The organism is Tessaracoccus sp., from assembly GCF_016714275.1.
GTDB lineage: Bacteria > Actinomycetota > Actinomycetes > Propionibacteriales > Propionibacteriaceae > Arachnia.
The window spans coordinates 57,165-77,367 of sequence record NZ_JADJNP010000001.1 but is presented as its reverse complement, the minus strand read 5'-3'; the positions used below and the strand labels follow the sequence as shown (position 1 = coordinate 77,367).

The 20,203-nt window shown below is 64.6% G+C and carries 15 protein-coding genes, 3 rRNA genes and 1 other RNA gene; 10 read left to right on the top strand and 9 right to left on the bottom strand.

Annotation, left to right across the window (positions count from 1 at the left end):
- Positions 1-3: 3 nt before the first annotated feature.
- From IPJ61_RS00365 to trmB, 4 genes are all read right to left on the bottom strand, one after another.
- Positions 4-615, bottom strand: coding sequence for a superoxide dismutase (locus IPJ61_RS00365; RefSeq protein ID WP_297101908.1), 612 nt, complete (start codon positions 613-615; stop codon positions 4-6).
- An 80-nt stretch (positions 616-695) separates the two neighbouring features.
- Complete coding sequence (locus IPJ61_RS00360) at positions 696-1,286, bottom strand: class I SAM-dependent methyltransferase (protein ID WP_297101906.1); 591 nt, start codon at positions 1,284-1,286, stop codon at positions 696-698.
- Complete coding sequence (truA, locus tag IPJ61_RS00355; protein ID WP_297101905.1) at positions 1,286-2,110, bottom strand: tRNA pseudouridine(38-40) synthase TruA; 825 nt, start codon at positions 2,108-2,110, stop codon at positions 1,286-1,288. The genes IPJ61_RS00360 and truA overlap by 1 nt, the downstream gene beginning before the upstream one ends.
- Complete coding sequence (gene trmB, locus IPJ61_RS00350) at positions 2,094-2,840, bottom strand: tRNA (guanosine(46)-N7)-methyltransferase TrmB (RefSeq protein WP_297101903.1); 747 nt, start codon at positions 2,838-2,840, stop codon at positions 2,094-2,096. Before trmB ends, truA begins: the two co-directional genes overlap by 17 nt.
- Before the next feature lie 100 nt (positions 2,841-2,940).
- Between trmB and IPJ61_RS00345 the strand changes: the two genes are divergently transcribed.
- Positions 2,941-3,324 carry a YccF domain-containing protein gene (locus IPJ61_RS00345; RefSeq protein WP_297101901.1) on the top strand — a complete coding sequence of 128 codons (384 nt, stop codon included), beginning with the start codon at positions 2,941-2,943 and terminating at the stop codon, positions 3,322-3,324.
- 7 nt (positions 3,325-3,331) lie between these two features.
- Here the strand turns inward: IPJ61_RS00345 and IPJ61_RS00340 are convergent, their stop codons facing one another.
- The gene (locus IPJ61_RS00340) at positions 3,332-4,030 is read right to left on the bottom strand and encodes an NRDE family protein (RefSeq protein WP_297101899.1); all 699 of its coding nucleotides are present in this window, start codon (positions 4,028-4,030) and stop codon (positions 3,332-3,334) included.
- A 32-nt stretch (positions 4,031-4,062) separates the two neighbouring features.
- On the opposite strand from IPJ61_RS00340, the gene coaBC reads away from it, so the two are divergent.
- Positions 4,063-5,301 carry a bifunctional phosphopantothenoylcysteine decarboxylase/phosphopantothenate--cysteine ligase CoaBC gene (coaBC, locus tag IPJ61_RS00335; protein ID WP_297101897.1) on the top strand — a complete coding sequence of 413 codons (1,239 nt, stop codon included), beginning with the start codon at positions 4,063-4,065 and terminating at the stop codon, positions 5,299-5,301.
- Here the strand turns inward: coaBC and IPJ61_RS00330 are convergent.
- On the bottom strand, positions 5,243-7,324 hold the full coding sequence (locus tag IPJ61_RS00330; RefSeq protein ID WP_297101894.1) for an elongation factor G-like protein EF-G2: 2,082 nt from the start codon (positions 7,322-7,324) through the stop codon (positions 5,243-5,245). The genes coaBC and IPJ61_RS00330 overlap by 59 nt on opposite strands.
- Positions 7,325-7,558: 234 nt before the next feature.
- Here IPJ61_RS00330 and rplM point away from each other — a divergent pair, with 234 nt between their 5' ends.
- From rplM to rrf, 8 genes are all read left to right on the top strand, one after another.
- The gene (gene rplM / locus IPJ61_RS00325) at positions 7,559-8,002 is read left to right on the top strand and encodes a 50S ribosomal protein L13 (RefSeq protein WP_297101892.1); all 444 of its coding nucleotides are present in this window, start codon (positions 7,559-7,561) and stop codon (positions 8,000-8,002) included.
- Positions 8,003-8,013: 11 nt separating this feature from the next.
- Complete coding sequence (gene rpsI / locus IPJ61_RS00320; protein WP_297101890.1) at positions 8,014-8,535, top strand: 30S ribosomal protein S9; 522 nt, start codon at positions 8,014-8,016, stop codon at positions 8,533-8,535.
- A gap of 263 nt (positions 8,536-8,798) precedes the next feature.
- Positions 8,799-10,151 carry a phosphoglucosamine mutase gene (glmM, locus tag IPJ61_RS00315; protein WP_297101888.1) on the top strand — a complete coding sequence of 451 codons (1,353 nt, stop codon included), beginning with the start codon at positions 8,799-8,801 and terminating at the stop codon, positions 10,149-10,151.
- Positions 10,152-10,204: 53 nt separating this feature from the next.
- Complete coding sequence (locus tag IPJ61_RS00310) at positions 10,205-10,945, top strand: zinc ribbon domain-containing protein (protein ID WP_297101886.1); 741 nt, start codon at positions 10,205-10,207, stop codon at positions 10,943-10,945.
- A 10-nt stretch (positions 10,946-10,955) separates the two neighbouring features.
- Positions 10,956-12,377 carry an RNB domain-containing ribonuclease gene (locus IPJ61_RS00305; RefSeq protein ID WP_297101885.1) on the top strand — a complete coding sequence of 474 codons (1,422 nt, stop codon included), beginning with the start codon at positions 10,956-10,958 and terminating at the stop codon, positions 12,375-12,377.
- A gap of 576 nt (positions 12,378-12,953) precedes the next feature.
- A 16S ribosomal RNA gene (locus IPJ61_RS00300) occupies positions 12,954-14,472 on the top strand.
- A 380-nt stretch (positions 14,473-14,852) separates the two neighbouring features.
- Positions 14,853-17,970: ribosomal RNA gene (locus IPJ61_RS00295) — 23S ribosomal RNA — on the top strand.
- A 199-nt stretch (positions 17,971-18,169) separates the two neighbouring features.
- Positions 18,170-18,286: ribosomal RNA gene (gene rrf / locus IPJ61_RS00290) — 5S ribosomal RNA — on the top strand.
- The 16S, 23S and 5S rRNA genes sit together here, the layout of an rRNA operon.
- A 59-nt stretch (positions 18,287-18,345) precedes the next feature.
- On the opposite strand, the gene IPJ61_RS00285 is transcribed toward rrf, so the two are convergent.
- The 3 genes from IPJ61_RS00285 to map form a co-directional block, all read right to left on the bottom strand.
- Positions 18,346-18,699: a hypothetical protein gene (locus IPJ61_RS00285; protein WP_297101883.1), complete on the bottom strand. Its 354-nt coding sequence runs from the start codon at positions 18,697-18,699 to the stop codon at positions 18,346-18,348.
- A 181-nt stretch (positions 18,700-18,880) separates the two neighbouring features.
- Positions 18,881-19,245: RNase P RNA component class A (gene rnpB, locus IPJ61_RS00280), an RNA gene on the bottom strand.
- Positions 19,246-19,335: 90 nt separating this feature from the next.
- Positions 19,336-20,193, bottom strand: coding sequence for a type I methionyl aminopeptidase (gene map / locus IPJ61_RS00275; RefSeq protein ID WP_297101881.1), 858 nt, complete (start codon positions 20,191-20,193; stop codon positions 19,336-19,338).
- Between the last annotated feature and the right edge of the window lie 10 nt (positions 20,194-20,203).

Genomic DNA, 20,203 nt, shown 5'->3' with positions numbered 1-20,203 from the left:
GGATCAGTAGCTGATACCCGAGGCCTTGGCAGCAGCGAAGCGCGTCGCGACGTCGGCCCAGTTGACCACGTTCCACCAGGCGGTGACGTAGTCGCCCTTCACGTTCTTGTACTGCAGGTAGAAGGCGTGCTCCCACATGTCGAGCTGCAGGATCGGCAGCTGGCCGACGGGCAGGTTGCCCTGCTGGTCGTACAGCTGGTTGATGTTCAGGCGCTGGCCGAGGGTGTCCCACACCAACATCGACCAGCCGGAGCCCTGGATGCTGTTGGCGGCCGCGTTGAACTGGCCCTTGAAGCCGTCGAAGGAGCCGAAGAACTCATCGATCGCGGCCGCGACGTCGCCGTCGGGCTCGCCGCCGCCGTCGGGCGACATGTTCTTCCAGAACACCGAGTGGTTGATGTGGCCGCCGAGGTGGAAGGCCAGATCCTTCTCCAGCTTCGGGATGGCGCCGAACTCGCCCTTGTCGCGCGCGGCGGCCAGCTGCTCGAGGGCAGTGTTGGCGCCGGCGACGTAGGCCGCATGGTGCTTGCTGTGGTGCAGCTCCATGATCTCCGGGGCGATGTAAGGCGCGAGTGCGCCGTAGTCGTAGTCGAGATCGGGGAGGGTGTAGGTCATTGCTGACTCCTAACGAATGAGACCCGCGCCGGATGGCGCGCTGACTCGTCCCATCGTAGTGCGGAAAAGTAGTTGCTGCTTCAACTTCTCGACGTGCGTAGGACGCGGAAGCCCTTGGCGGAGGCGATCCGCTCCGTCGGGTAGCCCTGCTCGGTGAGCCAGCGGTGGAGCGAGTCGCCGCCAAGGTTCTTGCCGACGACAAGATACGCTGCGCCGCCAGGCCGCAGGCGGGGGAGCCAGATCAGCAGCAGCTCGTGGAGTGCCTGCTTCCCGATGCGGATTGGCGGGTTGGACCAGATCTCGTCGAACTGGACATCGGCGGGAACCTCGTCGGGGCGACACGCGTGCACGCGGTCGTCGACGCCGTGTTCGACGGCGTTCAGGGTCGTCAGCTCCACAGCGCGCTCGTTGACGTCAACGGCATCGACGGTGATGCTGGGCGAGGCGACGGCGAGGCCGACGGCGATGGTCCCGACGCCGCATCCCAGGTCCAGCACGTGGCCGTCGGCGGGCGGCTCCACGTTGCGGAGCAGGACCGAGGTGCCGAGGTCCAGCCGGTGACCGGAGAACACGCCCGGCGCCGCCGTGAAGGTCAGCTCGCGCCCGAACACCGTGGCGGCGAACTCGTGTGTGACCAGCGGTTCGTCGGGGGTGTGGAAGTAGTGGGACATCAGGCGGTCACTCCTGGATCGACGGGGAGGGTGCGTGTTGCTCGGGCCTCTAGCGCTCGCGCGGAGAGCTGGTCGTCGGCGGGGTACCCGACAGCCTCCAGGGTGAGACCGCGCGCCGGCATGACCTGAACGTCGGGGGCGCGGACGTCGCGTTCGGCTGTGGCCTCGAGCCAGGCGAGATTTCGCTGCCCGCTCGCGACGGCGGTGAGCGCGCCGACGAGCGAGCGGACCATCGAGTGACAGAAGGCGTCGGCCTGCAGCCAGATCTCGACGACGCCGTCGACCCGGCGATGCGCGGTCAGCTCGCGCAGCTCACGGATGGTGGTGGCGCCGTCGCGGGGCTTGCAGAAGGGTGCGAAGTCGCGCAGTCCCAACAGAGTCTGAGCGCCTGTGTTCAAGGCGTCGACGTCGATGCCGTTTCGCACCTGCGCGATGTGGTTGCGCAGCAGCGGGTCCGGGGCGACGGCCTCGTCGACGAGCCGGTAGCAGTAGCGTCGCCAGACGGCGGAGAACCTCGCGTCGAACCCAGCGGGCGCGGGCCGTACCGCTGACACGACGATATCGGCCGGGAGCACGCGCTGGAGTCGGCGGAGCAGCTCGGCGGAGCGGTCGTCGTCGCCATCGATGTCGAGGTGACAGACCTGGGCGCGGGCATGCACGCCCGCGTCCGTGCGGCCGGCGACGACCAACTGGGGCGCATCGGTCAGGCGCAGGACGCGCGGGATCCACTCCTCGAGCACGCCCTGGACGGTGCGCAGGCCGGGTTGCACCGCCCAGCCGTGGAAGTCGGTGCCGTCGTAGGCCAGGTCAATCCTGAGCCTCATCGACCCTCCGATACGTCAGGTCGTAGACCCGCCGCCCGGCGGCACGGCCTTTCGCCTCGTACTTGGTGACAGGGCGCTCGGCGAGTCGCGGCGCCCAACCGTCGTGCTCGTCGTCCAGGAACTCGTTGCGGAGCCCGGGAGCGCCGTCGAGATGCTCCCGCATCCACAGCGCATAGTCCTCCCAGTCGGTGGCCAGCCGCCACACGCCGCCGGGCGCGAGCTTGCGCGCGACCAGCGCGGCGAACTCGGTGCTGACAAGGCGCCTCTTGTGGTGACGCTTCTTGTGCCAGGGGTCGGCGAAGAACGTCCACAGCTCGGTGAGCGTACCGTCCTCGAACAGCTTCGCGAGACCCTGGGTGCCGTCGGCGATGACGACGCGGACGTTGCCGAGACCCTGGCGGCCGATCTTGCCCAGCGTGGAGGCGATGGCGGGCTCGAACACCTCGAACGCAACGACGTTGGCCTCGGGCCGACCCGCTGCCATGGGGACGAGCGAGTCGCCAGCCCCCGACCCGATCTCGACGATCAGCGGCGCCTCGCGGCCGAAAACCGCGGGCCAGTCGACGGAGGCGCCGTCGGCGATCGACGTCGACATGTCGCCGCGCTCGACCTCGACGACGAAGTCGCGCTCGTGACGCTCCCACGCGCTGGCCTGCGACTCGTTCATGCGGGCGCTGCGACGCACGAAGCTGACGACGTCGCGGCGCAGGCGAGGAGGCAGCGGATCCATCCCCCCAGCCTAGGGGAATCCGGGACAGGCCCGGGCGTCCCCTGACCGGTTCTGTCTGCCCCGGCTCGTAGACTGAAGGTCGGCTCGACAAAGGAGAGGCATGCGCACCGTACTCAACGTCATCTGGGTGGTCCTCGGCGGTTTCTGGCTCGCCCTCGGCTACTTCCTCGCGGGCGTCCTCGCCTGCATTCTGATCATCACCATTCCCGTCGGCATCGCCTCGTTCCGCATGGCGCGATACGTGCTGTGGCCCTTCGGAAAGACCGTCGAGCCCAAGCCGGGCGCGGGTGCCGGGTCGGCGATCATGAACGGTATCTGGTTCATCATCGCCGGATGGTGGCTCGCACTCGCCCACGTCGCGACGGCGATCGCCCAGTCGCTGACCATCGTCGGGCTCGCCAACGCGTGGGTGAGCCTCAAGATGATCCCGGTGACCTGCTTCCCGTTCGGCAAGCGCATCGTCGACAGCGGCGGCTACTTCTGACGGATTGCTAGAGCCCGGGCGCGTTCCAGTGCCCTGGTTCCCTGAGCGTCGCCATCCGGGTCTCGACGCCGTCCGGCCCGACGCTCGCCACACACACCAGCAGCGACAGCGTCGGAAAGCCGTGCGGGTGGTTGTCGCGGATGATCGCGCGGTCGTCCTTGGCATCGACGGTGCGTGCGGTCTCGCCGAGTGCGTGCAGCCACGCGTCCCACCAGCGTTCTCCGGTCGTCGGGGTGGCCGCGAACAGCTGTCGCCACGCCGCGACCCGCGCCGTCGTCGGGGCATCGACGTCCTCGTGCGCGATCATGTGCGTCCCCGGTTCCAGGTCGGTGACCCGCGGGCGACCGCCCTCCCACGAGGTGACGCGCGCGCCGTCGGCCCAGGCCTCGACGAGGTTGAACCCCAGAGTGGTCAGCGGATCAGGCAGCGGAACGCCTGTCACCGAGCCGAGCACGAGCCCGCCCCGTGAGGTGGGTACGGGGACGTCGGCCCCGCCTGCACGGTTCAGCAGCACCGCGACGCGGTCGTCAGTGTGGGCCAGCCACGCGCCGCCCGCGAGGATGTCCTGGATGCCGGATACGCCCGGATGCTGCGGCCACCAGGACCCCAGGGGACGCCAGGGCCGGTGCGGGTCTTCGTCCCTGACGGCGAGGATCCTGATGTCGCAGGCCCCTTTCTCGGGGATGCGAATGACCACGGTGCACATGCGGGGCAGCGTACCCGGGCAGAATCTAGGACATGTTCATCGTCGTAGGCGTCACCGGCGGCATCGCCGCGTACAAGACCGTTCACCTTGTCCGGCTGCTCATCGGAGACGGGCACGACGTGCATGTCATCCCCACCGACGACGCGCTGCGGTTCGTCGGGCTGCCGACATGGGAGGCGATCAGCCGCAACCCCGTCACGACCTCGGTGCACGACGACGTGCCCCGTGTTCGGCACGTTGCTCTCGGCCAGCAGGCCGACCTCGTGATCGTCGCGCCGGCGACCGCCAACACGCTCGCGTCGATGGCAACGGGGCTGGCGTCGAACCTTCTGGGCACCACCCTGCTCGCCACCCGCGCGCCGGTGCTGGTCGCGCCGGCGATGCACACCGAGATGTGGCATCACCCGGCGACCGTCGCGAACATGGCGACGCTGCGAGCCCGTGGTGTGCACGTCGTCGGACCGGGCGATGGCCCGCTCACCGGTGGCGACTCGGGGCCGGGCCGGATGCGCGAACCGGAGGAGATCCACGCCGCGGCGACCGCGCTGCTCGGCCGCAGCCGCGACCTCGAAGGGCTCACCATTGCGGTCTCCGCGGGCGGCACACGCGAGCCTATCGACCCGGTCCGCTACCTCGGTAACCGCTCCAGCGGGCGGCAGGGGGTCGCGCTCGCACGTGCCGCGGCGGAGCGCGGCGCGACAGTGCTGCTCGCCGCCGCGAACATTGAGACGTCGGTTCTCGCCGACGCAGCGACCGCGGAGGTGACGACCGCGGGGTCGGCCGCGGAGCTGGAAGAGGTCATGCGGGGGCTTGCCGAACGGGCCGATGTCGTCATCATGGCCGCCGCCGTCGCGGACTTCCGCGTCGCGGACGTCGCCCAGGGCAAGCTCACCAAGGAGGACGGCGGCATCCCCAGCCTCGCACTTGTCGAGAACCCCGACATCCTGAAGGGGCTCTGCGAGAGCCGCCGCGACGGCCAGACCATCGTCGGGTTCGCCGCCGAGACCGGCACCGGTGAGGAGGTGCTGGAGCGCGGGCGGAGGAAGCGCCGTCGGAAGGGAGTCGACCTGCTCGCGGTCAACGAGGTCGGCTGGACGAAGGGGTTCGAGGCAGCCGACAACCGCCTCTTCGTGCTGGACGCCACCGACGAGGTGGTCGTCGACGTCGCCGGTTCCAAGCGCGAGGTCGCCGACACGCTGCTCGACGCCGTGCTTACTGCGCGGGCCACGCCTCCCGGGGCATCGACTCATAGCCGTGGAACTCGCGCGTGAACGATCCACTGCCCTGGGCGATGCCGCGCAGGTCGATGGGGTAGCTGACCAGCTCCAGCTGCGGGACGAGCGCCTCGACCGACGCGTTGCCCACGCCGTCCATGTCGCTGCCCAGCACCTGCGCGCGGCGCGATCCGAGGTCGGTCAGGACCGCGCCGAGATACTGGTCGGCGACGGTGACTCGCACCTTGTCGAGCGGCTCGAGCAGCCCGACCGCGCCGGAGGACGCAGCGTCGCGCAGCGCCAGCTGCCCGGCGACCTGGAAGGCCATGTCGGAGGAGTCCACCGAGTGCGCCTTGCCGTCGTACAGCGTGACGCGGACGTCGACCATCGGCACCCCGAACGTGGTTCCGGCGGCCAGTTGCTGATGTAGGCCTTTCTCGACCGAACCGATGTAGGCGCGGGGCACGGCTCCGCCGACGACCTTGTCCACGAACTCGAAGCCGGTGCCGCGGGGGAGCGGCTCGACCTGGATGTTGCAGACGGCGTACTGGCCGTGGCCGCCGGACTGCTTCACGTTGCGGCCTAGGCCCTTTGCCCCGGACAGGAAGGTCTCGCGCAGTGCCACGCGCACGGGTTCCTCGGTGATCTTGAGGCCGAACCGCTCCGCAAGGCGGGCGAGGACCAGGTCCTTCTGCGCTTGGCCCATAACCCACAGGATCTGCTGCTCGGTCTCCGCGTTGCGGTCGAGCCGCACCGTCGTGTCCTCGACCGAGATCCGGTGCAACGCACCCGTCAGCTTGTCCTCGTCGCCGCGGGTGGTCGCGCGGACGGCGACGGGCAGCAGCGGTCGGGGGAGCTCCCAGGGTTCCACGAGCGCCGGACGTGATGGGGAGGACAGCGTGTCGCCGGTCTCCGCCTTGGTGAGCCGGGTGACGAGCACGATCTCGCCGGCGATCGCGGTGGCCAGCGGCGCGAACTCGAGGCCCGACGGCGCCGAAAGCGGGCCGACGCGCTCCTCGTCGTCGTGATCGGGGTGCAGGGGGTCCGGGTCGCCGCCGTAGAGCTCGCGATGGCCCGAGATGTGGACGACGTCGTCGGCGCGCATCGTCCCCGAGAACACGCGCACCAGCGAGGTACGGCCGGAGAAGTTGTCCGAGGTGGTGCGGATCACCTGCGCGACGAGAGGGCCGTCGGGATCGCAGGTGGTCTCGGGCAGCGTTGCGCCGTTCGGTGTCGTCACCGACGGCGTGGGATGCAGCGTCGGCGCGGGGAACCCGCGCTCGATCCAGCGGAGGAGCTCCTCGGTGCCCTTGTCGGACGTCGTGTGCGCGGGAAGGACGGGGAAGAACCGGGCGCCGATCACCGCGCGCAGCAGCGACTCGTGCGCCTCCTCGACAGCGATGTCCTCGCCCTCGAGGTAGCGCTCCATGAGGTCGTCGTCGGCCACCTCGGTGATGATCGCCTCGAGCAGCGGCGCGCGGCGCTCCTCGATCAAGACGAGTTCCTCGGGGGTAGCGTCGCGGGAGACGCGGGCGCCGGAGGCGTAGTCGTGTGCGCGCTTGTTCAACAGCGAGAGGTTGCCGACGTTGACGCCGTCGAGCGTGAGTGGGATGAGCGCCGGGATGACGCCGTCGCCGAACGCGTCGACGCAGGCCTCGACCATGTCGTCGAAGCTGGCGCGACCCTGGTCGAGCTTCGTGATCGCGACGATGCGCGGCATCGCGACCTGGGCGCACTCGCGCCAGAGCGCGACGGTGGTCGGGTCGATCTCGTCGCCGGCGGGCACCACGAAGACGGCGGCGTCGGCGGCGCGAAGGCCGGCGCGGAGTTCGCCCACGAAGTCCGGGTGCCCGGGGGCGTCGAGGAGGTTGATCTGCACGTCGTTGGCCGGGATCGACGCCAGCGTGAGGGACGCCCCGCGTTCCGGCGTGTCCTTCTCGCCGCGGTATCCGTCTACCCGGGCGCGGAGGAGATGTTCGAAAAGGGTCGTCTTACCCGAGCCGCTCGCGCCCACCAGTACGACGTTGCGCACGTCGTCCGGTGACGAGATGGCGATGGGGGTACTCGTCTTTGAGGCCATGACCTAACCGTAGTGGTCGAGGCCCGCGCTCGGTCGGCGACCCCCCAAACTGGTACCTGCTAGCGGGACCGGGACGGCGTGGGGCACCGACCCACCCTTCCGCGATTTGGCGACGAGCGCCGTCGCGTCCTAAGCTAGGTAGCTGTTGCGCGCCGTGTGGCCTGTGCGGCCGGTCGGTCGACGCCTCGGGCGCAGCACTAAAAGTTCGCTGTGAATGGAAGTTGGTCTGCCTCCGTGTCTACGTACACCCCGAAGCCAGGCGAAATCGCCCGGAACTGGCATGTGATCGATGCCGAGGACGTCGTCCTTGGCCGTCTCGCCGTGGCCGCTGCGACCCTGCTCCGGGGCAAGCACAAGGCCACCTTCGCCCCCCACGTCGATGGCGGTGACTTCGTCGTCGTCGTCAACGCCTCAAAGGTCGCGCTGACCGGCAACAAGCGCTCCGACTCGATGCGGTACTCGCATTCGGGCCGCCCGGGCGGCCTGAAGTCGATCGCCATCGGCGACCTGCTCGAGAAGGATCCCCGCAAGGCCGTCGAGCGCGCCGTGTGGGGCATGCTGCCGAAGAACAAGCTGAGCCGTCAGCTGATCGGCAAGCTCAAGGTCTACGCCGGCCCCGAGCACCCGCACGCTGCCCAGCAGCCGCAGCCCTACGAGATCACCCAGATCGCCCAGTGAGTGAGAACCAGATGACTGACGTCGTGACCGAAGAGACCGTCGAGGAGATCACCCCCTTCATCGACGAGCAGAACCGCGAGATCGCTTACCGCTCGGACGCGAACCCGGCCGCCGCCGCTGGCGCCGACGTTCGCCCCGCGGTCGTGGCCCCCGGTGCCGCGACCGGCCGCCGCAAGGAGGCCGTCGCCCGCGTCCGGATCGTCCCCGGCTCCGGCCAGTGGACCATCAACGGCCGTACCCTCGAGGACTACTTCCCGAACAAGATCCACCAGCAGCACGTCAACGAGCCCTTCGGCGTCGCCGGCGTCGTCGGCTCGTACGACGTGATCGCCCGCATCCACGGCGGCGGCAGCTCCGGCCAGGCCGGCGCGCTGCGCCTAGGCGTTGCCCGCTGCCTCAACGCCGTTGATGCCGAGGCCTCGCGCCCCGCGCTGAAGAAGGCAGGCATGCTGAGCCGCGACGCGCGCATCATCGAGCGCAAGAAGGCCGGGCTCAAGAAGGCCCGCAAGGCCCCGCAGTACAGCAAGCGCTGATTTCGGTCGCGTCAGGACGCCCGCTCCCTTGTGGAGCGGGCGTCGTGTTCTTTTCGCTGGTGAGCCAGGCCGCCGCGCGGAGCGCCGGGGCTCTGATAGCGCTACGCGCTGCAACGTCTTCCTCGGCCTCGGCCTCGGCTTCGGCAATCGTGCAAGCTCGACTGCTCTCGACCTTCGTCGACGTGTCGAGACCACTCGACGGAACCATCCGGCTCGACCCAACCGCGCAGTCCGACTGAGCGGATCGCGCTAAGGTGTCCCGCGTGGCACGACTTTTTGGCACCGACGGCGTCCGCGGCGTCGCGAACACCGACCTGACAGCAGAGCTCGCGCTCGACCTCTCGGTCGCCGCGGCTCACATCTTGGGAGAGGCGGGCGCGTTCGACGGCCGACGTCCCCTCGCCGTGGTGGGGCGTGACCCGCGCGCCAGCGGCGAGTTCCTCGAGGCGGCCGTGGTCGCCGGGCTCGCATCGGCGGGTGTCGACGTCGTGCGCCTCGGCGTCGTGCCGACCCCGGCGGTCGCGTTCCTGGTTGGCGACATGGAGGCCGACCTCGGCGTGATGATCTCCGCGTCGCACAACCCGATGCCGGACAACGGCATCAAGTTCTTCTCGAAGGGCGGCGTGAAGCTCGACGACTATCTCGAGGACGCCATCGAGGCCCGTATGGGCGAACACTGGAACCGTCCGACGGGTGCGGCGGTCGGTCGGATCCGCACGGATCTCGGTGCGATCGAGGCGTATGTGGCTCACCTGGTGGCGTCGCTCGGTTCCGCGGGGTCGCTGGAGGGGCTGAAGGTGGTGATCGACGCCGCGAACGGCGCGGCGTCGACGTCAGCCTTGGAGGCGTTCGCGGCGCAGGGCGCTCGCGTCGTGCCGATCCACGCGGACCCCGACGGCATCAACATCAACGATGGCTGCGGCTCCACCCATATGGGGGATCTGATGGCCCGTGTCGTCGAGGAGGGCGCGGATCTCGGCATCGCGCTCGACGGCGACGCCGACCGCTGCCTCGCGGTCGATCACGAGGGCAATCTGGTCGACGGCGACCAGATCCTCGCGATCCTTGCGATCGCTCTGAAGGAGGACCACCGCTTGTTCTCGGACACGCTCGTGGCGACGGTGATGAGCAACCTGGGCCTCACCAACGCCATGCGTGCGCAAGGGATCCGTGTCGACCACACGAAGGTCGGTGACAGGTACGTCCTCGAGTCCATGAACGCCAACGGTTTCGCGCTCGGCGGGGAGCAGTCGGGTCACGTGATCATCTCCGAGTTCGCCAACACAGGCGACGGCACGCTTACGGGGCTCCACCTGGCGGCGCGCATGATCGCGACGGGCAAGAAGATGAAGGAGCTTGCCTCTGTTATGACGATCCTGCCGCAGGTGATGATCAACGTGCGTGGTGTCGACAAGCTGCGCGCGGGCATCGACACAGAGGTACAGGCGGCAGTGTCGTCGGTGGCTCGGCAGCTCGGCGACAACGGACGCGTTCTCCTCCGCCCCTCAGGCACCGAGCCCGTGGTCCGGGTCATGGTCGAGGCACCCACGGACGAGGAGGCCAAGGCTCACGCGGAGTTCTTGGCGGAGAAGGTGAAGTCGCGGCTGTCGCTGTGAGCCGCGCGGCCGGGTAGGGTCTACGCAGACTCAACTGGATATAAGGACGACCGATGCTCGCTGACCCCGTCGATCAACGCCGACTGCTCACCCTCGCCGATCTCGACTCGGAGCTGGCCCGGGTGCAGCACACGGCACGGACGCTCCCGCAGCACGCGGTGATCGCGGAGCTGATGGCGAACCGCCAGGCGGCGGGCGACGAGCTGATCGCGTCGAACACGGAGGTTGACGACCTGGCTGCTGCGGTGCGGAAGGCCGAGGCGGATCTCGTCCCTGTGCGGAGCCGGCTTGAGCGGGAGAAGCAGCGCATCGCCGACGGGTCGGTCTCCGACGCGAAGATCCTGCGGTCCCTCACCGAGGAGGTCGAGCACGTCCAGCGCCGCATCACGGAGCTCGAGGACGCCGAACTGGAGCTGATGGGTCAATTGGAAGACGCCACCGCGCAGCGCGACAAGGTGGCGGCCGCGAAGGAGCAGATCGAGAAGAGGCTGCGCGCGGAGGTCGCGGCTCGCGACGAGGCCGTCGCAGCGCTGCGTCAGGAGGCGGGAGACCTGTCCGCGACGCGCGGACCCATCGTCGCGCTGATTCCGAAGGACCTGGGCGCGCTCTACGAGAAGCTGCGGGCCAACACGGGCCTGGGTGCGGCTTTGCTGCGCGCCGGTCGTTGCGGCGGTTGCCAGCTCGAGGCGACGGTCGCAGACCTCGATTCCTATCGGCGCGCGCCTGCCAACCAGGTTCTGCGTTGCGTCGAGTGCGACCGCATCCTGGTGAGGACCCCGGAGTCAGGCATCTGACATGCCGGCGATGTCCGTGCGCGTTTCCGGTCCGCCGGAGCCCGCGCGGGCTGCCATCGAGGCGCTGAGGCTGCGTCTGGACCTGCCGGACGCCTTTCCCGAGGCGGTGCTCGCGGAGGCGGCAGAGGCCGCGACCTGGCGTCCCGAGGGATATCTGGACCGCACCGACGTCGAGTTCGTGACCATCGATCCCGAGTCGTCCATGGATCTGGATCAGGCGCTCCACATCGCGCGCGACGGCGACGGCTACCTGGTGCGCTACGCCATCTCGGACGTGGCCTTCTTCGTCCGTCCCGGTACTGAGCTGGAGCGTGAAACGCATCGTCGGGGACAGACGAAGTACGCACCGGGGGCCCGGATACCGCTCCACCCACCGGTATTGAGCGAGGCTGCGGCGTCGCTTCTCGCCGACGGCGTCCCGCGGCCGGCCCTCGTGTGGGAGTTGGGTGTCGACGGCGACGGCGAGTTGCGTGGTGTCGGGCTTGTCCGGGCGCTCGTGCGGAGCCGGGCGAAGCTCAGCTACGCCGGCGTCCAGCGCGCCTTCGACGACGGTGACCCGCACCCGAGCGTCGCGCTCCTCCCTGAGGTAGGAAAGTTGCGATTGCGGAAGGAGACCGAGCGCGGTGGTGCGTCGCTGAACCTCCCTGACCAGGAGATCGTTGAGCATGACGGCGCCTGGGAGCTCGCGTTCCGACAGTTGACCCGGGTCGAGGAGTACAACGCGCAGATTTCCCTCTTGGCGGGGTTCGCAGCGGCGCGCACGATGATCGATGGAAGGACGGGCATCCTCCGGACCCTCCCTCCTGCTGAGGAGGATGCGGTGAGGAAGCTGCGCCGGGCCGCCGCCGCGCTCGGTATCGACTGGCGATCCGATGTGAGTTACGCCGAGGTACTGCGCACTCTGTCCCCGGACCATCCTCGCGACCTCGCTTTCCTCACGCGCTGCACCACGCTGTTCCGGGGTGCCGGTTACCTCGCTTTTGCTGGTGAGCTTCCGGAGGGGAACCTGCTGCACGGGGCCCTCGCAGCGCCGTACGCGCATACGACCGCGCCGTTGCGCCGGCTGGTCGACCGCTACGCGTTGGAGATCTGTCATGCGCTCCTGAACGACCTCGAGATCCCCGCGTGGGTGTGCGAGGGGCTTGCGGACCTACCTGAGGAGATGGCGGCTACCTCCCGCGCGGCCAATGCCTATGAGCGGGGCATCCTCGACATTGCGGAGGCGCTCGTGCTCTCCGGCCGGGTGGGGGAAACGCTCGACGGGGTGGTCACGGATGTGAACCCGAAGAACAACCTCGCGACGGTGCAGATCCAGGACCCGGCCGTCGAGCTCCGCGTCGCGAACGGGAGCCGCAGCGCCGGCGAGCGCATCCGCATTCGGGTTGACGCCGTCGAGGTCCTCGCCCCGCGCGTCGATGTCTCTCGGGCGTGAGTCGCTGGTTGAGCCGGCGCCCGCTGACTGAAGTCATCCTCTTCCTTGCCCTCGGCCTTCGGCAGGGCGTCAACCCCATGAACTGAGACTGACTAGGGATGTTACCCCGAGAGGCCCGTGGGGGAGCCCTCGATTTGCGAGCCGCCGTGGGAGCCGGTAGTGTTCTCCAAGCCGTCACAGCGACGGCGAGAAACAACTGAAGCGAGCGAGAACCGGCCGATTTGACAGGCCGGATCGAAGCGAGTAAGGTTGGTCGAGTTGCCCCTGGCTGGGTGGCCCTCTTGTGGGGGTTGTTTGGTTGGGTGTGTACCCGAAGCTTGAGAACTCAACAGCGTGCTTTTATAGTCAATGCCAATTTATTGCACATTTGCTGCTGGCTGCACTGTTTGGTGTGGTTGGTGGTTTTGTGTGTGTCTCGTCGGCGCGGCATCCTTTTTGGGTGTTGTGTTGAGGTTTCTTTGAGAATAAAAAATATTGATTGACCAGTTTTTGGTCTTGTCAGTGATTGTTTCTCTTTTTGATTAAGTAGTGATTCCTGGTTCTGCCTTTTTGGTGGGGTTGGGTTTTGGTAGTTTTTCGACGGAGAGTTTGATCCTGGCTCAGGACGAACGCTGGCGGCGTGCTTAACACATGCAAGTCGAACGGTAAGGCCCTTTCGGGGGTACACGAGTGGCGAACGGGTGAGTAACACGTGAGTAACCTGCCCCAGACTCTGGGATAACAGCCGGAAACGGTTGCTAATACCGGATATTCAGCTTCCTGCGCATGTGGGTTGTTGGAAAGTTTTTGCGGTTTGGGATGGGCTCGCGGTCTATCAGCTTGTTGGTGGGGTAGTGGCTCACCAAGGCTTCGACGGGTAGCCGGCCTGAGAGGGTGACCGGCCACATTGGGACTGAGATACGGCCCAAACTCCTACGGGAGGCAGCAGTGGGGAATATTGCACAATGGACGGAAGTCTGATGCAGCAACGCCGCGTGCGGGATGACGGCCTTCGGGTTGTAAACCGCTTTCATCCATGACGAAGCGAAAGTGACGGTAGTGGGAGAAGAAGCACCGGCTAACTACGTGCCAGCAGCCGCGGTGATACGTAGGGTGCGAGCGTTGTCCGGATTTATTGGGCGTAAAGAGCTTGTAGGCGGTTTGTTGCGTCGGGGAGTGAAAACTCAGGGGCTTAACCCTGAGCCTGCTTTCGATACGGGCAGACTTGAGGAATGCAGGGGAGAATGGAATTCCTGGTGAAGCGGTGGAATGCGTAGATATCAGGAGGAACACCGGTGGCGAAGGCGGTTCTCTGGACCTTTCCTGACGCTGAGAAGCGAAAGCGTGGGGAGCAAACAGGCTTAGATACCCTGGTAGTCCACGCCGTAAACGGTGGGTACTAGGTGTGGGGAACATTCCACGTTCTCCGTGCCGTAGCTAACGCATTAAGTACCCCGCCTGGGGAGTACGGCCGCAAGGCTAAAACTCAAAGGAATTGACGGGGCCCCGCACAAGCGGCGGAGCATGCGGATTAATTCGATGCAACGCGAAGAACCTTACCTGGGTTTGACATATGCCGGAAACAGTCAGAGATGGGGCTTCTTTTGGTCGGTTTACAGGTGGTGCATGGCTGTCGTCAGCTCGTGTCGTGAGATGTTGGGTTAAGTCCCGCAACGAGCGCAACCCTCGTCCTATGTTGCCAGCGGGTAATGCCGGGGACTCATAGGAGACTGCCGGGGTCAACTCGGAGGAAGGTGGGGACGACGTCAAGTCATCATGCCCTTATGTCCAGGGCTTCACGCATGCTACAATGGCCGGTACAAAGAGTTGCGAGCCTGTGAGGGTGAGCGAATCTCAAAAAGCCGGTCTCAGTTCGGATTGGGGTCTGCAACTCGACCCCATGAAGTCGGAGTCGCTAGTAATCGCAGATCAGCAACGCTGCGGTGAATACGTTCCCGGGGCTTGTACACACCGCCCGTCAAGTCATGAAAGTCGGTAACACCCGAAGCCGGTGGCCTAACCCTTGTGGAGGGAGCTGTCGAAGGTGGGACTGGTAATTAGGACTAAGTCGTAACAAGGTAGCCGTACCGGAAGGTGCGGCTGGATCACCTCCTTTCTAAGGAGCTCATGGACCCCTGTGGGGGTTTATGGTTGCCAATTATCAGGAACATGTGTTTTCTGGGTTGGTGGCTCTGGTTTGTGGAACATTGACTTAGAATCTTCTGGGTTCGGCCTGTTTTCTGTGAGTACAGCCCCTTGTTTGGGGAGTGGAAAGTGGTTGGGTTGGGTCTGGGGGGTTTGCCAAGAAAGCACGTTGTTGGGTTTCTGAGGAGTCGGTTGCATCTGGCTTTTCTGGTGCGGTCCAGACGCTTGCGCATGTACATGTTTGTTGTGTGTGGGGTTTGGGTTCGCTCGTTGTTTGAGAATTTCACAGTGGACGCGAGCATCTTTGTAGATCAATTTTTCTGATTTTTCTTGTTGATATTCTTTTTGGTTTGACAAGCTACTAAGTGCGGTCGGTGGATGCCTTGGCACCAAGAGCCGATGAAGGACGTTGTAACCTGCGATAAGCCATGGGGAGTTGGTAAACGAGCTTTGATCCATGGATTTCCGAATAGGGAAACCTTGAATTTCCGGAGTTATGTCCGGCGACCTCTGCCTGAATATATAGGGTAGTTGGAGGGAACGTGGGGAAGTGAAACATCTCAGTACCCATAGGAAGAGAAAACAATAGTGATTCCGTTAGTAGTGGCGAGCGAACGCGGATGAGGCCAAACCCTGGTTGTGTGATAGCTGACAGGCGTTGCAGCTGGGGGGTTGTGGGAGCATGCGTGATCACGCTGTTGAGTGGTCGAAGAGTTATAAAAGCATTGTGTGAGTTGAATCCGTTGGAATGCGGTACCAGAGCGGGTTAGAGTCCTGTAGGTGTAGCCTTTGCTCTCTTTGTTGTGTTTTTCCCAAGTAGTGCGGAACCCCTGAAATTCCGCGTGAATCTGGCAGGACCATCTGCTAAGCCTAAATACTCCTTGGTGACCGATAGCGGACAAGTACCGTGAGGGAAAGGTGAAAAGTACCCCGGGAGGGAGTGAAATAGTACCTGAAACCGATCGCATACAATCCGTCGGAGCCTTCCTTTTTGGGGGGTGACGGCGTGCCTTTTGAAGAATGAGCCTGCGAGTTAGTGGTACGTGGCGAGGTTAACCCGTGTGGGGAAGCCGTAGCGAAAGCGAGTCCTAATAGGGCGTTTTAGTCGCGTGCTCTAGACCCGAAGCGGAGTGATCTATCCATGGCCAGGTTGAAGCGACGGTAAGACGTCGTGGAGGACCGAACTCACTTGGGTTGAAAACCGAGGAGATGAGCTGTGGATAGGGGTGAAAGGCCAATCAAACTCCGTGATAGCTGGTTCTCCCCGAAATGCATTTAGGTGCAGCGTCGTATGTTTCTTACCGGAGGTAGAGCACTGAATGGTCTAGGGGGCCCACAAGCTTACCGAAATCAGTCAAACTCCGAATGCCGGTAAGTGAGAGTACGGCAGTGAGACTGTGGGGGATAAGCTTCATAGTCGAGAGGGAAACAGCCCAGATCATCAGCTAAGGCCCCTAAGCGATAACTAAGTGGAAAAGGATGTGGAGTTGCGGTGACAACCAGGAGGTTGGCTTGGAAGCAGCCACCCTTGAAAGAGTGCGTAATAGCTCACTGGTCAAGTGATTCTGCGCCGACAATTTAGCGGGGCTCAAGTTATCCGCCGAAGCTATGGCATTCACACATTTTGGTCGTAAGGCCGTGTGGATGGGTAGGGGAGCGTCGTGTGCGCGGTGAAGCGGCGGGGTGACCCAGTCGTGGAGAGCACACGAGTGAGAATGCAGGCATGAGTAGCGAAAGACGGGTGAGAAACCCGTCCGCCGAATATCCAAGGGTTCCAGGGTCAAGCTAATCTGCCCTGGGTTAGTCGGGACCTAAGGCGAGGCCGACAGGCGTAGTCGATGGACAACGGGTTGATATTCCCGTGACCGGCAAAATATCGTCCGTGCTGAGGCGAGTGATACTAAACACGCAAGCACTTCTCAAACGGCCTTCGGGTTGTTGGGTTGTGTGAGTCTGTGACCTGATCTTGTAGTAGGCAAGCTGCGGAGGGACGCAGGAAGGTAGCTCTTCCCGGCTATGGCTATGTCGGGTTAAGTGTGTAGGGTGGAGTATAGGCAAATCCGTGCTCCGTGATGCCTGAGACATGACGTGTCCGCACCCTTTGGGGTGCGGTAAGAGTGATCCTATGCTGCCTAGAAAAGCTTCGTGAGCGAGATATGAGCCGCCCGTACCCCAAACCGACACAGGTGGATAGGTAGAGAATACCAAGGCGATCGAGAGAATCGTGGTGAAGGAACTCGGCAAAATACCCCCGTAACTTCGGGATAAGGGGGACCTGATACGTGAACACCCGCGCGGTGGGAAGCGTTGAGGGTCGCAGAGACCAGGCCCAAGCGACTGTTTACTAAAAACACAGGTCCGTGCTAAGTCGAAAGACGATGTATACGGACTGACTCCTGCCCGGTGCTGGAAGGTTAAGGGGAACTGTTAGTCCACTTGTGGGCGAAGCGGTGAACTTAAGCCCCAGTAAACGGCGGTGGTAACTATAACCATCCTAAGGTAGCGAAATTCCTTGTCGGGTAAGTTCCGACCTGCACGAATGGAGTAACGATTTGGGCGCTGTCTCCACCACGAACTCGGCGAAATTGCATTACGAGTAAAGATGCTCGTTACGCGCAGCAGGACGGAAAGACCCCGGGACCTTTACTATAGTTTGGTATTGGTGATCGGTGTGACTTGTGTAGGATAGGTGGGAGACTATGAAGCCGGGACGCCAGTTCCGGTGGAGTCATCGTTGAAATACCACTCTGGTCACTCTGGTTATCTAACCTAGGTCCATTATCTGGATCAGGGACAGTGCCTGATGGGTAGTTTGACTGGGGCGGTCGCCTCCTAAAAGGTAACGGAGGCGCCCAAAGGTTCCCTCAGCCTGGTTGGCAATCAGGTTTTGAGTGTAAGTGCACAAGGGAGCTTGACTGCGAGACAGACATGTCGAGCAGGGACGAAAGTCGGGACTAGTGATCTTCTGGTAGCGAATGGAAGCGCCAGGACTCAACGGATAAAAGGTACCCCGGGGATAACAGGCTGATCTTGCCCGAGCGTCCATAGCGACGGCATGGTTTGGCACCTCGATGTCGGCTCGTCGCATCCTGGGGCTGGAGTCGGTCCCAAGGGTTGGGCTGTTCGCCCATTAAAGCGGCACGCGAGCTGGGTTTAGAACGTCGTGAGACAGTTCGGTCCCTATCCGCTGCGCGCGTAGGAGTCTTGAGAAGAGCTGTCCTTAGTACGAGAGGACCGGGACGGACTAACCTCTGGTGTGCCAGTTGTTCCACCAGGAGCACGGCTGGTTGGCTACGTTGGGAAGTGATAACCGCTGAAAGCATCTAAGCGGGAAGCACGCTTCAAGATGAGGGCTCCCACAACGTTAAGTTGGTAAGGCCCCCTGTAGACCACAGGGTTGATAGGTCGGACGTGGAAGCACAGTAATGTGTGGAGCTGACCGATACTAATAGGCCGAGGGCTTGTCACACACACCCAAAAAGCAAATCACTCAAGAAAAACCAAAGATTGATTGTCTGCGAAGACAAATACATGCTACGCGTCCACTGTGGAATATCTCGAACAACGAACGAGACCCGCCGTTTATTCTGTCCCTGCCCGGGACCCACGGTTTGCCCGTGACCGGCCAGAACAGATAAACTAGGTCCGTGCGTATAGTTCAATAGTGTTACGGTGGTCATAGCGAAAGGGAAACACCCGGTCCCATCCCGAACCCGGAAGTTAAGCCTTTCAGCGCCGATGGTACTGCAGCGGGGACGCTGTGGGAGACTAGGACACCGCCGGACTTCTTCATTGAAGAAGAGCCCCGAACCCTTTGCGGTCCGGGGCTCTTCTGCATTTCGGGTCAGCGGCAGGCGTAGCGCAGGGAGTCGAGGAGCCAGCCCCAACGATCGCGGTGCACACAGAGCGACTGGAGGTCGAGCGCGCCGGCATTGGCGGCGTCGACCAACTGGGTGAAGATCCAGAACCCGACGATCACCATGGTGATCAGCATCACCGCGGCCAGCACGATCCCGGCCAGCGAGAGGCCACCGCGCTCGCCGGAGCGCTTCGCCCAGATGAAGACGCCGACGCTGACGACGAGGCCGACGGGCGGCATGAGGAAGGCGAGCACGAGGCCCGCGATGGATACCCCTTTGCGGATTGCCGGTGTGTTGATTGCGCTACCGGCGCTGGGGGTGGATGCGTCGTTGGTCATGGGAGTCCTTCCGGAAGGTAACTCGGACGCCGGTAGAACTCCGGCGGACTCAGCACAGCAGTAACGGTGCGGCCAGGAAAGGGATACGGGCGTTACGCCCCCACAATGGGGGGCCGAAGCCGTGTGCGGGAGGCTAGAAACACCCATCCGGTCCGACGGTCGGCGTGGGGACCGAGGGGAGTGGACGAGACGGCCGGTAAGCCGGATTCTGTCGACGGATGATCATCTATCTGAGGCCCGCCGTTGCCGACGGGCTCGTGCGACCTACCCGGGCGCCTCGCGCGAGCAGCGCTCAGGCGGCGTCCGCGGCCAGCCCGTGGGCCGGCCTTCTTGGTCTTGCTCCGGGTGGGGTTTACCGAGCCACCCCAGTCGCCTGGAGTGCTGGTGGTCTCTTACACCACCGTTTCACCCTTACCTGTCGCCAGGCGGTTTGCTTTCTGTGGCACTGTCCCGCGGGTCACCCCGGGTGGGCGTTACCCACCACCCTGCTCTATGGAGTCCGGACTTTCCTCAGCTCGTGTGAGCCGCGATCATCTGGCCGTCTCGTCCGCAGCAGATACTAGCCGGTTCGCGGGCCTGGGGCGAAGGGCGGGAGTCGTGGCTCACCGACTGAGCGGCGCCGCGCCTGAGGCGAAATCAATCAGCCGTGGGGAGGGTGAGGATCTCCGCGTCGGTCTTCGTGACCACGAGGGAGTGCTCGAACTGGGCGACGCGGGACTTGTCGGTCGTCACCACCGTCCAGTTGTCGGCCCAGAGCTCGGTCTCCTCCGTGCCGAGGGTCAGCATCGGCTCGATCGTGAACGTCATCCCGGGCTTCATCACGGTGTCGAGGCGAGGCTCGTCGTAATGCAGGATGACGAGGCCGGAATGGAAGGACGTGTGGACGCCGTGGCCCGTGTAGTCGCGGATGACGCCGTAGCCGAACCGCTTCGCGTACGACTCGATCACGCGGCCGATCACCGAGATCGGGCGGCCGGGCTTAACCGCCTTGATGGCGCGCGTGAGCGCCTCCAGCGTGCGCTCGGTCAGCAGACGCGACTCCTCGTCGACGTCTCCGCAGAAGAAGGTGGCGCAGTTGTCGCCGTGCACGCCCTCGTAGAACGCGGTGCAGTCGATCTTGACCAGGTCGCCGTCCTCAAGCGGGCGGAGGTCCGGGATGCCGTGGCAGACGACCTCGTTGATCGACGTGCAGATCGACTTCGGGAACCCGCGGTAGCCGAGCGTCGACGGGTACGCGCCGTGATCGAGCATGTACTCGTGCGCGACGGCGTCGAGCTGGTCGGTGGTCACGCCGGGTGCGATCGCCTTCGCCGCCTCGTGCATCGCGTTGGACGCGATCCTGCCCGCGATGCGCATCTTCGCGATCACCTCGTCGCTCTGCACATCCGAGCCCGTGTACCGCTTCGGCCCCGGCCTTCCGACGTACTCGGGACGGGGAATCGCGCGCGGAACGTCGCGCATGGGGGTCACGGTGTGCGGGGTGATGGCATTCACGGCCGCTAGC